We start from the raw sequence: 12648 nt of genomic DNA, 5'->3' as shown, positions 1-12648 counted from the left end.
CACGGGTCAGCGTGTGTCGGCGTGTGCTCATCGCGGGCCCAGGCCGGCCGGTAGTCCGGCCGCGATCTCGTCCACCGCGTCGAAAAGCCCTGCGGGGATGTCGAGTTCGACCGCCGCGACGCTCTCCGCGATCCGCGCGGGGCGCGACACACCGACGACGGTCGATGCGATCCGCGGGTCACGGGTCGAGAACTGGACGGCGGCGGCGGAGAGGGGAATCCCGGCGTCCTGGCAGAGGGCCTCGACCCGGCGGATCGCCCTGAGCAGTTCCTCGGGCGCCTCACGGTATCCGTACCGGTTCGATGCCTTGGTCCCTGCTGCCAGGATCCCGCCGCCGAACACCGCGGCGTTGACCACTCCCATGCCGCGCTCGACGGCGGAGTCGATGAGCCGATCCGCCGTCCGGTTCACGAGCGTCCACCGGTTGTGCGTCAGGAGCACGTCGAAGTGGCCGGTCTCCACGTATTCGCTGATCGTCGCGGTATCACCGCCGGCCACCCCGATCGCCTGCGCCACCCCTGTGTCCTTCAACTCGCGCAGCACCTCGACCGGTCCGCCGGGCGCGGTGGCGGCGGCGAACGTCGTGTTCTCGGGGTCGTGCAGATACAGCAGCGGCACGCTGTCGACGCCGAGGCGCCGCAGACTGCCCGCGATCGCCCGGCGCATCTGCTCGCCCGAGAAATCACCGGTGTCCAGGTCGCGGGTGATCTTCGTGGCGAGGAGGTAGCCGTCGGGCAGACCGCCGACTTGGGTGATCGCCGTTCCGATACGCCGTTCCGACTCACCGCGGCTGTAGGCGCAGGAGGTGTCGATCCCGCGGATGGGTCCGGTGAGTGCGGCGACGGCTGTCGCCACTCCGTCCTCGGCGCTCACGTCGTAACCGAAGTTGGCGGGCATCGACCCCAGCGGCGCACCGCCGACCATGAGCGGTGTTGTGGTGAGCCCGGTGGCTCCCAGGGCTCGGGGGCTCCAACGCATCGTCATTCCTCCGCAGTTGTCCAGTCGAAGAACCCCGCGTCTGCCGGGTCCAGATAGGCGCTGGCGGCCGCACGGTCGAACTCGACGCCCAGTCCTGGGCGGTCGCCGACGGTGACGTAGCCGTCCGTCACGATCGGCTCGGTCAGTCCGTCGACGATGTCGTACCACCATGTGTCTGTCGCCAGGGGATATTCGAAGGCGATCAGGTTGTCGGGCAGGGTCGCCGACACCTGGATCAGGGCTGCCAGCCCGAGCAGGCCGTTGCTGACGCCGTGCGGCGCGATGCCGACTCCGTACAGGTCGGCGAATTCGGCGATCCATTTCAGCTCGGCGAGGCCGCCGACGTCTCCGGGGTCGGGGCCGATGACCCGCACGGCGCGTGTCTCGATCAGCTCACGGAAGTTGTGCCGCAGATAGAGCTGTTCGCCGGTGTGCGTGGGGACCGTCGTCGCCGTGGTGATCTCGCGGTAGCCCGCGGCGTCGTTCCAGGGCACGAAGTCGCCCGTCAGGATGTCCTCGGCCCATGCGATGTCGAACTGTTCCAGTTCACGCAGTACACGGATCGCGTCGGGCACGGTCCAGCCCGGTCCCATGTCGAGCGCCAGGCGCCGGTGGGGGCCCAGTGTGTCCTTCATCGCGGCGACCGCGTCGACGATGCGGCTGATGCCACTCGGTGTCAGAGACCCGCGGTTGGGGTGCAGGGGTCCCTCGCGGAGATCGTTGTAGAGGAAGTCCGGCGTGTGGGGGGCCATGAATCCGTGCAGGCCGACGCCTTCCTTGATGATGGAGAAGTTCTCGGGTGCGGCGGCCATGTACGCCATCGACGCGGCATAGTCCTCGGGTGTGTGGGCGCCGAGCGACGTGCGCACACCTCCGTTGTAGACGCGGATACGATCACGTACCTTGCCGCCCAGCAGGCGGTGTACGGGGACACCGAGAGCCTTGCCCGCCACGTCCCACAGTGCGATCTCGATGGCCGAGACGACGGCGCCCCACGGTTTGGACGCGCCCATTCTCCGGATGCGCAGCATGCAGCGCTCGACCTGTGTCGGGTCGGCCCCGAGCAGAAGCGGGCGGTACACGTCCAGGGTGTGGGCCACATAGGCCTTGGAGTGTTCGATCTCGGCGAAACCGTCGATTCCCTCATCCGTCAGAACACGGATCACGGGCGATCGGCCGATTCGAGCGCATCGGATGTCGGTGATCTTCATCCCTTGACCGCGCCTCCGGTCAGACCGGCCGCGAAATACCTTTGCATGATCATGAACAGGATCACGATGGGAAGTGTGAGGACGACGGACGCGGCCATGGTCGCGCCCCAGTCGACATCGAATTCGCCGGCGAACTGTGTCAGTGCCACCGGAGCGGTGCGCGAAGCCGTGGACGTCGCCATCACGGAGGCGAACAGGAACTCGTGCCACGACTGGAGGAAGGCGAACATCCCCGCCGCCGCGAGGCCCGGCGCACACACGGGAAGCGTGACGTAGCTGACGGCGTCGAATCGTGAACCGCCGTCGATCTGGACTGCTTCCTCCAAGTCGTAGGGGATCGCGGCGATCTGGTTGCGCACCATCCAGGTCACCAGGGGCACCGTGATCGCGAGATGCGCGAACGCCACCCCCGTCGTCGTGTCGAGCAGTTTCAGCGACGAGACGATCTGGTAGACGGGCAGCAGCACCACGGTGAGCGGCACCACCTGACCGAGCAGGATGAACAGGGCCGTCGGCCGGGCGGACCTGAACCGGAACCGCGCCAGGGCGTAGCCGGCGCTGAAGCAGAACAACAGGGTCGCGACGGCCACGAGGCCGCCGATGATGACGGAGTTCAGCAGCGCGCGGGGCATCGACGACGAGGTGAAGACCGCGCTGTAGTTCTCGAACGTCCATGAGGAGGGAAGCAGGCGGACCGGTACGGCGAAGATGTCCTCTCGCTTCTTGAACGACGTGAAGACCATGACGGCGATCGGGGCGAGACTCCACACCAGCAGGACGGCCAGGGTTGTCCACACCCCGGCGCGGGCGGATACGCGGCCGAGTAGGTGTCTCATGTCTGCTCCTCGAGGTCTGTGCGCATGGTCCGTACGAAGAAGACGGCGAAGACCGCTCCGATGAACACCTGCACCAGTGCGACCGCCGACACCAGTGCCTGATCTCCGTTCTGGAACGCCTGGTAGAGAAGGATGGGCAGGATCGTCGACGCTCCCGCCGGCCCGCCGCTCGTCGCGACCCAGATGATGGTGAAGGAGTTCAGCGCCCAGATCGCGAGTGTCAGGACGCAGATGCCCGTGGTCGGGCGGATCGCAGGCAGGATGATGTGCCTGAGGACGGCGAGATTCCCGGCCCCGTCGAGACGGGCGGCTTCGTAGCGCTCGGCGGGAATGGTGGTCAGTGCCGCCGAGACCATGAGCATCACGAACGGTGCGGTGACCCAGATCTGGATCAGCGCGACCGCCCACAGCACGATGCCGGGATCGGAGAGCCAGCGGACCGGCTCCGCGATGAGTCCGAGATCCAGCAGCGTCTGGTTGAGGATCCCGTAGTCCGTGGACAGGGTCCAGCGCCATACGGTGGCTCCGACCACGCCGGGAATGATCCACGGGATCATCAGGAGGGAGCGCCACACCCCGGCGAGCCGGAGCTTTTTCGACTGGAGCACGAGGGCCCCGGCGTAGCCGATGACGATCGCGCCGACCACCGATCCGATGGTCCAGTACAGCGTGTTGAGGAAGACCTGGCCGACGTCGGGGAGCCGGAAGAGGCGGGTGATCCCGGTGCCGCCGTCCGCGATGACCCGCACGATCGTCGTGACGATGGGTATCGCCATGAGGACGGCGGTGACGATCGCGGCCGGCAGGAGCAGCAGGACGGGGTGGTTCCGTTGCCGACGGCGTACGGCCGCGGTTGTTGTCGTGTTCGTCATCGTGCCGCCAGTTTCTGGATCTGGACCGCGCCCTGGGCCGGGGTGATCCGCCCCAGCGCGACTTCTTGGATCTTGTCGTGCACGGCCTGGACGGTGGCGGTCCATTGCGGGTTGTTGGGTGCCGGAAGGGAGTGGCGGGCGAGCTGGTCCGCGTACGGCCGCCGTTGCGGTGTGGTGAACTTCGCGTCCGCGGACGCGCTGGTCCGGGCGGGGAAGGTCACGGTCAGCTCGGCCATGTTCTTCGGCTGTGCGAGGAACGACACCAGTTGCTTCGCCGCTTCCTTGTGCCGGGACGCCTTGGGGACGATGTAGCCCCAGCCGACGCCTTGTGCCGTCCCCGGCCCGTCCGGCCCCGGCAGCAGCGCCGTCGCGACGTCCGCGCCCTGATCGACCGCGGTGTCGACATCGAACACGCCGGCGGGGTACATGGCGATCCGGCCCTGGAGGAACAGCTCGCGGATGCCGGTGTTGTCGAGTTCGAACGAGCTCTTGCCGGCCCATCCCTCGCGGATCGACCCGCCGATCAGGTGCAGGGCCGCCTCGGCCGACTGCCGGGTGAACCGGGGCGAGCCATTTGTGATCTTCGTGCCGTCGGAGAGTGCGAAATCGAGGAACCGCAGCGTCAGGTCGTTGGGATCACCCTGCATGGGCCAGGCCGTTCCCACCACGTTGCCCTTGGTGAGCCGCTTCGCGTCCCGCTCGAAGTCGGCCCAGGTACGCGGCGGGGAGTCGATGCCGGCCGCCTCGAAGAGGCGGGGGTTGTAGATCAAGGCGTTGGTCGCCCACCGGTACGGCACGGCGTAGGTGCTGCCGTCGAAGGTGAGCGAGTCGATGAGCCCCGGTGCGAAATCGGCGGTCGGGATGTCTGTGCCGTACAGGTCACTGACGCTGGCGAGCTGTCCCTTGCTGACATAGCTGCGCACACGTGCCAGCGACTCGGTGATGACGTCGGGTGCGTTGCCCGAGTCGAGCGCGACGGAGGTGCGGTTCGCCACGGTGTCACCGGTGGTCTGCACCAGGTCGACCACGATCTCCGGATGCTGCTGTTCGAACTCCTTGACGAGTTCTACGGCCTTCTTGTGGTCCCAGTCGGGCACCCACCAGGCGACGGTGTTGTCGCGTGTTCCGCTCTCGACGACGTTGTAGGCCGTCGTACCGGCGAGGGCGAGAACTGCTGCGACCACCACACCCAGGAAGGCACGGGTCCGAGGCATCATTGCCATCTTCGCTCCGTTGATCGAGTGCTCAGTGCTCGGGTCAGCGTGTATCCTGTCATTACAGGATGTCAAGCATTCTTTCCGAACCGACGTGATCGACAGGAGCCGGCCAATCGACTTCAAGGCGCACATGCTCAAGCTAGGATCTTGCTCCGGCCGGACGCGTGCTCTCCCCACAGGCAAGGAGCTTCGGTGACATGAGCGGGAACGGAACGGAGGCAGGGCGGCTCGGAACGTCACCCGCGCGGCTTCGCACGGCCCGGCTCACCACAACCGAGGAGCCCATGAGCACTTCACCGTCGATCGACCGGCGCTCGGACATACCGTTCTACGCGCAGCTCAAGCGACTGTTGCGGGAGGACATCGCGGCACGGGGCATGGAACCCGGAGACCGGCTGCCGGGCGACCACGAACTCTGCGACAGGTACCAGGTCTCGCGGACCGTGGTGCGGCAGGCGCTCCTGGAACTCGAGCACGAAGGTGTGGTCCGCAGGGAGAAGGGCCGCGGCACGTTCGTCGGCGACCCGCGGACGTCGCAAGGATTCGGCGGTGCGCTGGTCGGCACGTTCGAGGACATTCAGAGCAACGCCGGTGAGCAGCACTCCCGTACGCTGTTCCGCGGCATCGTCACCGCCTCCCCGCAGGTGGCACGCGACCTCGCGCTGCCCGACGGGGCCGACGTCGTCGAGATCCAGCGCATCCGTGAGGTGGACGGCGTGCCCTGGGCGTTCACCCGCACCTTCCTCCCCCTCGAAGTCGGGCGGGGGCTGCTCGACATCGAGCTGGAGGACGTCTCACTCTTCGGCGTCCTGGAACGGCGGTTCGGGATCCGGTTCGAGCACGCCCGCCGGTCGGTGGAAGCGGACCTGGCGAACGACACGGTCGCATCGGCCCTCGGGTGTCCCGCGGGAGCGGCGGTGCTGGTCATGCGCAGCATCTCCTTCGACCAGACCGGAAGGCCGATCGAGCGGTTCACCGGGTTCCACCGCGGCGACCGAAGCCGCCTGAACGTCGACGTGTTCCACGCAACGGATCGCTAGGGGCGAGCAGTTCACCGATACACCTGCCGCGGGTGTGCCAGCACCAGCCCAGCGCCAGGGCGGTGCCGCTGGGCGACAGCTTCTGCAGGGCCTTGGAGTCGTGTGCCACTCCGCCCTCCGCGTCCTCGCGGTGCTGTCGCCCTGCCGGCATGGGGACACCCGCCGGCAAAAGACCGTCCGTCCTGCTACAGCGCGCCGGACGCCGCTGCGCGGTCGCGCACGGTGCGCAGACTGATGCGTACCCCGTTCTCGTCTTCGATGTGCCATTCGTTCATGCCCTGGCAGGTCTTGGTACCGCGGGCGACGGCCCCGGCCTCGTCGACCCTGCCGTAGGGGGTGCCTCCGGTCGCGGTGAGGATGATGCCGCCGTTCGCGTCGATAGTGGCCCAGTGCTCGGTGGCGCGGTAGGTGAGCACGATCCGGGTGCCGGCTTTCAGGACCTGGGCGTCGACCATCCTGGCCACGTCCGTGCGTCGGCCCGAAGCCGGTTTGCGTCGCGGAGCGGCCTGGCGGGGGCGGGCGGCCAGCTGGCTGGAACCGCTCGCCGGGAGTGCGGCGGCAGCAGCAGTGGCGGACAGGCCCAGGCGTTGGGGATTCCAGATATGTTCGAACAGACGTAGGTACAACTCCTGCCGGGTTGCGATGACCGTGGTCATGGTGTCTCGCGGCCCGAAGGCCCGCAGGTACTTGTCGAGCTGGTGTGTCTTGATGAAGTCGCGCAGGTAGGGGTTGCGGCGGTCGTATTCGGGTGCCATGACGCCCAGCAGTACGTTGCCGCGGGCGTACAGGCGGTTCTTGTCGTGGAAGGGCAGGTCGTTGATGCTGGAGTTCTCGCGGCCCTCCAGCAGTCCGAGGCCGCCGAGCTGGTTGCGGCGGCTGCGGAAGACGACCGGGTCGGGGATGTCGCCGACCACCCGGTGATGATGGTTGGCCCACAGGTGTTCGATGTGGAACTGGTCGCGGTCGAGGTAGGCGAGGATGTCGGAGGTCTTCTTGCATGCCTCGTCGGCATAGGCGGTGGCGCGGGCGAGGAGATAGCGGATCTGGTGAGCGTTGTTGCCCCGTAGCCCCAGGGTGACCGCTTCGCGTACCGGGTTCCCGCCGTGGTGGGCCAGGTCGCCCAGCGTCGAGGCGACGTCTGCGACGGTGCGGCATCCGCGCAACAGGGGGACGAGCTCGGTGTGGACCAGGGCGTCGGCGTCGGCGGACTGGACGGGGAGGTCCTGCAGGATCCGCAGGACGTACCAGCGGTCGATATAGGAGGCGACGAGGCGGCCTTTGTCCTTGGCGTCGGTGGGCTGGTCGTCAGGGTCGATGGCGGCGAGCACAGCTACGGATTGGACGCCGAGGCCGTTGCGTTCGTTGAAGAGCACCGTCTCCAGGCGGTCGCCGTCCTTCTTCAGCGTGCGGGTGGCGGCGAGCACGGGCCGGTACAGGCGGGCCGACTTCAGCAGGTCCTGCACGAACCGCAGGAAGTGGTCGGGGCGTCCCGTGATCAGGCCGAGGTGATCGGCATTGTGGCGCACCCACACGTTGAGGTTGGTGGTGATCTGGCGGCGATCCTCGTCTCGGCCCTCGCGTGCGCAGCGGGCGAGGAGGTAGGACTTGATGAAGCGGGATGCCGCCTGGGGGTCGTCGCGGTCGGTGGACAGTTCCCGCAGCATCTCCTGCCACTCGCTGTTGAGCTGTTCCTCGCCCGCGCCGACGTTGGAGAGCAAGTGGCTCTTGAGAAGGTCGACGGCGGTGAGGCGAGCGCCGCGGTCGTTCATCGTCTCGAACATGCGGTAGCCGTGGTCGGGACCGGCTGCGCGGATGCCGACCAGGACTACGCGTTTCAGGAGCCACTCGGTGAAATGGTGGAGTTCCTCGGCGTCGAGTTCCTCCGCGAGCTGGGACTCGATCTGCTGGCCGCGTGCCCACAGGTTGCGGCGGGAGAGGGAGTCACCCGCGCCCGTTTCGTACTTGCGGCCCTCGCTGATGGCCCGCACGACGGGGTCGTGGTCGGTGATGCCGACGCAGAAGTGCTTCCCATCGGTCGTGATCACGCGGTTGAGCTGGTCGACTGTTTGTGGATCTCCGGCGTCCTGGGCCCACAGCCGCAGTTGCAGGAAGAGCAGGTGCAGGGTGACGAACCGCTGCTGGCCGTCGACGAGGTAGCGGCGGTTCCTCGACGGCTCGTGGTAGACGAAGGGCCCAAGGAAGTACTGCGGTGCGGTGTGCGGGCGGCGCCGGTATGCCGAGTCGCCCGACCAGTTCCGGAACGAATCACACAGGTCCCGCAGCAGGGTGCGGACTTCTTCCTCGCCCCAGGTGTAGTCACGCTGGTAGTAGTCGATCTCATAGGTCACATCACGGAACAGTTCATTCAGGTTGAAGCCCTGGGACCTGATCTCGTCCGCCCCCACGCAACCACACCTCCCCTGCCCGGCACGTTCCGTCATGTTCCCAACTCGACGCCGTGCCGTACAGACTGAGCGGGAGTCGGCTGGGCGGCACACACCATGCCGGGGCAGGCGAATGTGCCGGCGGTGGGGCCCGGCGCCGACCCGCTCGCAGGCAGCCGAGCGCCGTCGACGTCGCGCTCCACACCACGGCGTCGGTCAACGCGTTGCCCACCGCGCACCCGGAGGCCGACTGAGGGCGGCGTGGACGCGGTCGACGGGCCGTTCGGCCCCGGTGGGGACCATGTGTCCCATGCCCGGCCGAGCCGTTCGTCACCGATCCTGGGGACAGGGAGTTCCGCATCAGCCGAAGGAAGGTGATCGGGGTGATGTGGTACGACGGCTGGGGATGGGGCGGCTGGTTCCTCATGCTCGTGATCACAGTGCTGTTCTGGGCCGTGGCGATCGCCGCGGTCATCGCGCTCGTCCGCTACCTCACGGCTGCCCGTCGCGGCCCCCAGGCCGGGCCGCCTCCCGCATCGGGTGACCTGGGCTGGGGCAGCAGGCGAGCGGAAGACCTGCTCGCCGAGCGGTTCGCCCGCGGGGAGATCGACGAGGAGGAGTACAAACGCCGCCTTGCGCTGCTGCGGGAGCACCGGTGAACGCGGGTCGGCGCCGCGGGGTACGGCCGTCGCCGCCGGTCTGATCGCCGCGCCGACGCAGGGGCATGATGTGGCTGCTCGCCCCGAGTTCGGTTCACGCCGGCACCGTATCGCTGCGGGTGGCCGACTTCGGAGGGCTCACCCATGATCGTGCTGCCGCTTCCGGCCGGCTCGGACGGGAAGGTCAGTGAGGCGGGCAGTCCGGGCGAAGCGTCACGCAGCTGCGGCGCGGGCGCAGGTCACGGTGTCATCTCCGGTGCGACCGGCTGGACCGACCTGACCCTTCGCCCCGGCCGCTACGAGGTCCCGCGGAATCCGCATCCCGACAGCTGCTGTGACCGGCTCAAGGGGCTCGGCCACCGTCGCCACGCAGAAGCCTCGCGGGGCCGCGGTCATCACAGGTGCTGACGCGGCCTGCCGGGCGGGCCGTGGTGAGCTGGGACGGTACGGTGTCCGTGCAGCCGCTCACGCCGTCCCTTTGATTCCCGTAGCGGGCAGAACAGAAGGTCGCGGAGGATCAGGAAAGTGCCGGGTATTCAGCTTCGGGAACACCAGGTGGCGCAGAAGGCCGGCTTCCGTCGGTGGGTGGGATTTCCTGCACGATCACCGGTGCCCGCGCAGGGTGCGCGGGGCACGATCGTGTCCGCGACCGGGTCGGGGAAGACGATCACCGCCGCCGCGTGCGCGGTGGAGTGCTTCCCGGGCGGGCGGATCCTGGTGACCGTGCCGACCCTGGACCTGCTCGTGCAGACCGCCCAGGCGTGGCGCCTGGTGGGCCACCGCTCCCCCATGGTCGCAGTGTGCTCGCTGGAGAACGACCCGGTGCTGAAGGAGCTGGGGGTGCGTACCACCACCAACCCGATCCAGCTGGCGCTGTGGGCGGGGCACGGGCCGGTCGTCGTGTTCGCCACCTACGCCTCATTGGTGGACCGTGAGGACCCGGAGGGACCGTTCGGTCAGGAGAAGGTCCGCGGGCCGCTGGAGGCGGCTCTGGCGGGTGGGGAGCGGCTGTACGGGCAGTCGATGGACGGCTTCGACCTCGCGGTCGTGGACGAGGCTCACGGCACCGCCGGTGATCTCGGGCGGCCGTGGGCGGCAATCCACGACAACCAGCGGATCCCCGCCGACTTCCGGCTCTACCTCACCGCGACCCCGCGCATCCTCGCCCCGCCCAGGCCGCAGAAGGGCGCGGCCGGACGCGAGCCGGAGATCGCGACCATGGCCGACGACCCGGACGGTACCTACGGCACGTGGCTGGCCGAACTCGGCCTCGCGGAAGCGATCGAACGCGGAATCCTCGCCGGGTTCGAGATCGACGTCCTGGAGATCGAGGACCCGGACTACTTCGTCGGCCTGTCCGACGAGGCACGGCGCGGCCGGCGGCTGGCGCTGCTGCAGGCCGCGCTCCTGGAACACGCCGGCGCCCGCAACATCAAGACCGTGATGACCTTCCACAGCCGGGTCGAGGAAGCCGAGGCCTTCGCGGTCAACCTGCCCAGGGCAGCCGCCGACCTGTACGCCGGCGAGGTCACCGCCCGCGCCCTCGACGAGGCTGCTGCCCGTCCGCCCTCCACTCTCGGCGCCGGACCCGGCGACGTCGAGGCCGGCCGCCACGTACCCCCGGAACGGGTGTGGTCGAAGTGGCTGTGCGGCGACCACCTCGTCGCCGAACGGCGCGAGGTCCTGCGGCAGTTCGGAGCCGGCACCGACGCCGACGGCCGGCGCGTCCACCGCGCCTTCCTGGCAAGCTGCCGCGTGCTCGGCGAAGGTGTCGACATCACCGGCGAACGCGGAGTCCAGGCCGTCTGCTTCGCCGACACCCGCACCTCCCAGGTCGAGATCGTCCAGAACATCGGCCGGGCACTGCGGCCCAACCCCGACGGCACCACGAAGGTCGCGCGGATCATCGTGCCCGTCTTCCTCCAGCCCGGCGAAGACCCGACCGACATGGTCGCCAGCGCCTCCTACGCACCGCTCGTGGCCGTCCTCCAGGGCCTGCGCTCCCACTCCGAACACCTCGTCGAGCAACTCGCCAACCGGGCCCTGAGCAGCGGCCGGCGCACGGCACACCTCCAACGGGACGACGCAGGCCGCATCATCGCCGCCACCGGTCCAAAGGAGCAGGAGCGGGAGAGCAGCAGCACGGAATCCGAGCTCCTGCAGTTCTCCAGCCCACGCGATCCCGCCACCATCGCCGCGTTCCTGCGCACCCGCGTCTACCGGCCGGAGTCACTGGTGTGGCTGGACGGCTATCAGGCCCTGCTGCGGTGGCGGGCGGAGCACCAGATCACCGGCCTGTACGCCGTCCCGTACGACACCGTGACGACAGTGGGCGTCACGAAGGACTTCCCGCTGGGGAGGTGGGTGCATCAGCAGCGGAAGGCGCTGCGGGCCGGGGAACTCGAGCCGCGGCGCAAGGAACTGCTGGACGCGCCGGAAGCCGGGATGGTGTGGGAGCCGGGTGAAGAGGCCTGGGAGAAGAAACTCGCCGTCTTCCGCTCCTACCGGCGCGCCACGGGACACCTCGCGCCCCGGCAGGACGCGATGTGGGGCGAGGGTGAGGCGATGGTGCCCATCGGGCAGCACATGGCCAATCTGCGCCGGAAGGGCGGCCTGGGAAAGAACGCGGAGCGGGCGGAGGCGCGCGCGAAGCAGTTGGAGGCGATCGACCCGGACTGGAACTGCCCCTGGCCACTGGACTGGCAACGCCACCGCCAGGTACTCGCGGACCTGGTCGACGCCGACGGCAGCCTGCCCGACATCGCCCCCGGCGTCCTCTTCGAAGGCGACGACCTCGGACGATGGATCCGACGACAGGCCACATCCTGGGCAGAGCTGTCCACCGAGCAGCAGCGGCGGCTCGCCGAACTCGGCATCAAACCCGCCGAACGACCCGCCCCTGCCCCGGTGACCAAGTACGCCGGGAAGGGCCCGAGCAAAGCGCAGCAGGCGTTCCAGCGCGGCCTGGCAGCCCTCGCGCAATGGGTGAAGCGGGAAGGCCACCGGCCGGTACCGCGCGGCCACAGCGAACACATCACCGTCGACGGCGAGACGGTGCCGGTGGCCGTGAAGCTGGGCGTGTGGGTCTCCAACACCAGGCAGCGGCGGGACAGACTGACCCCCGAGCAGCACGCCGCCCTGCGGGAGCTGGGTATGGAGTGGGCGACGGAGTAGATCGCCGCACGGCCATCGCCTGAGGGGATGCACGTCGGTTGACGGTGCATGCCCGCCTGGCCCCTGGGCACTGCCCACGGGCACGGATCTCGCCTACCGCTGCGCAGAACCTCCCACCCGGCACCTTCCCCGCCCTCCGGGGACGGCGAGCGCAGATGTGTCGGCGGACAGTTCGCGCCGGCCGAGCCGCACCGTAGTGGTGACCGGTTGTGTGCACAGCTCCGGGTTGCCGGGAGTGCGGGGGCGCCGGCCGGCCCGCACACGGAATCCTCAGATT

At 68.8% G+C, this 12648-nt stretch carries 9 protein-coding genes; 3 read left to right on the top strand and 6 right to left on the bottom strand.

Annotated features, from left to right (window positions below):
- Positions 1-27: 27 nt before the first annotated feature.
- The 5 genes from CTZ28_RS16940 to CTZ28_RS16920 are packed head-to-tail and all read right to left on the bottom strand — an operon-like array spanning position 28 to position 5120.
- Positions 28-978: an aldo/keto reductase gene (locus CTZ28_RS16940; RefSeq protein WP_220795354.1), complete on the bottom strand. Its 951-nt coding sequence runs from the start codon at positions 976-978 to the stop codon at positions 28-30.
- A 2-nt stretch (positions 979-980) separates the two neighbouring features.
- Positions 981-2144, bottom strand: a complete 1164-nt coding sequence (locus CTZ28_RS16935) for a mandelate racemase/muconate lactonizing enzyme family protein (RefSeq protein ID WP_220795353.1) — start codon at positions 2142-2144, stop codon at positions 981-983.
- A gap of 41 nt (positions 2145-2185) precedes the next feature.
- Positions 2186-3025, bottom strand: coding sequence for a carbohydrate ABC transporter permease (locus CTZ28_RS16930; protein ID WP_121890237.1), 840 nt, complete (start codon positions 3023-3025; stop codon positions 2186-2188).
- A complete protein-coding gene (locus CTZ28_RS16925) occupies positions 3022-3897 on the bottom strand; it encodes a carbohydrate ABC transporter permease (RefSeq protein ID WP_183154434.1) in 876 nt (291 codons plus the stop codon). The genes CTZ28_RS16930 and CTZ28_RS16925 overlap by 4 nt, the downstream gene beginning before the upstream one ends.
- Positions 3894-5120: an ABC transporter substrate-binding protein gene (locus CTZ28_RS16920; protein ID WP_183154433.1), complete on the bottom strand. Its 1227-nt coding sequence runs from the start codon at positions 5118-5120 to the stop codon at positions 3894-3896. The genes CTZ28_RS16925 and CTZ28_RS16920 overlap by 4 nt, the downstream gene beginning before the upstream one ends.
- A 278-nt stretch (positions 5121-5398) precedes the next feature.
- Between CTZ28_RS16920 and CTZ28_RS16915 the strand changes: the two genes are divergently transcribed.
- A complete protein-coding gene (locus tag CTZ28_RS16915) occupies positions 5399-6154 on the top strand; it encodes a GntR family transcriptional regulator (protein WP_121890234.1) in 756 nt (251 codons plus the stop codon).
- Between the two features lie 185 nt (positions 6155-6339).
- Here the strand turns inward: CTZ28_RS16915 and CTZ28_RS16910 are convergent, their stop codons facing one another.
- On the bottom strand, positions 6340-8559 hold the full coding sequence (locus CTZ28_RS16910; protein WP_183154432.1) for a DUF262 domain-containing protein: 2220 nt from the start codon (positions 8557-8559) through the stop codon (positions 6340-6342).
- 353 nt (positions 8560-8912) lie between these two features.
- Between CTZ28_RS16910 and CTZ28_RS16905 the strand changes: the two genes are divergently transcribed.
- Together CTZ28_RS16905 and CTZ28_RS16900 are read left to right on the top strand one after the other, a co-directional pair.
- Positions 8913-9197, top strand: a complete 285-nt coding sequence (locus CTZ28_RS16905) for an SHOCT domain-containing protein (protein ID WP_259471663.1) — start codon at positions 8913-8915, stop codon at positions 9195-9197.
- A gap of 525 nt (positions 9198-9722) precedes the next feature.
- Positions 9723-12371 carry a DEAD/DEAH box helicase gene (locus CTZ28_RS16900; protein WP_121890232.1) on the top strand — a complete coding sequence of 883 codons (2649 nt, stop codon included), beginning with the start codon at positions 9723-9725 and terminating at the stop codon, positions 12369-12371.
- The last annotated feature ends 277 nt before the right edge of the window (positions 12372-12648 follow it).

This window comes from Streptomyces shenzhenensis (assembly GCF_003688995.1).
GTDB lineage: Bacteria > Actinomycetota > Actinomycetes > Streptomycetales > Streptomycetaceae > Streptomyces > Streptomyces shenzhenensis_A.
The sequence above is the reverse complement of the archived record's forward strand: the minus strand, read 5'-3'. Positions and strand labels throughout refer to the sequence as shown.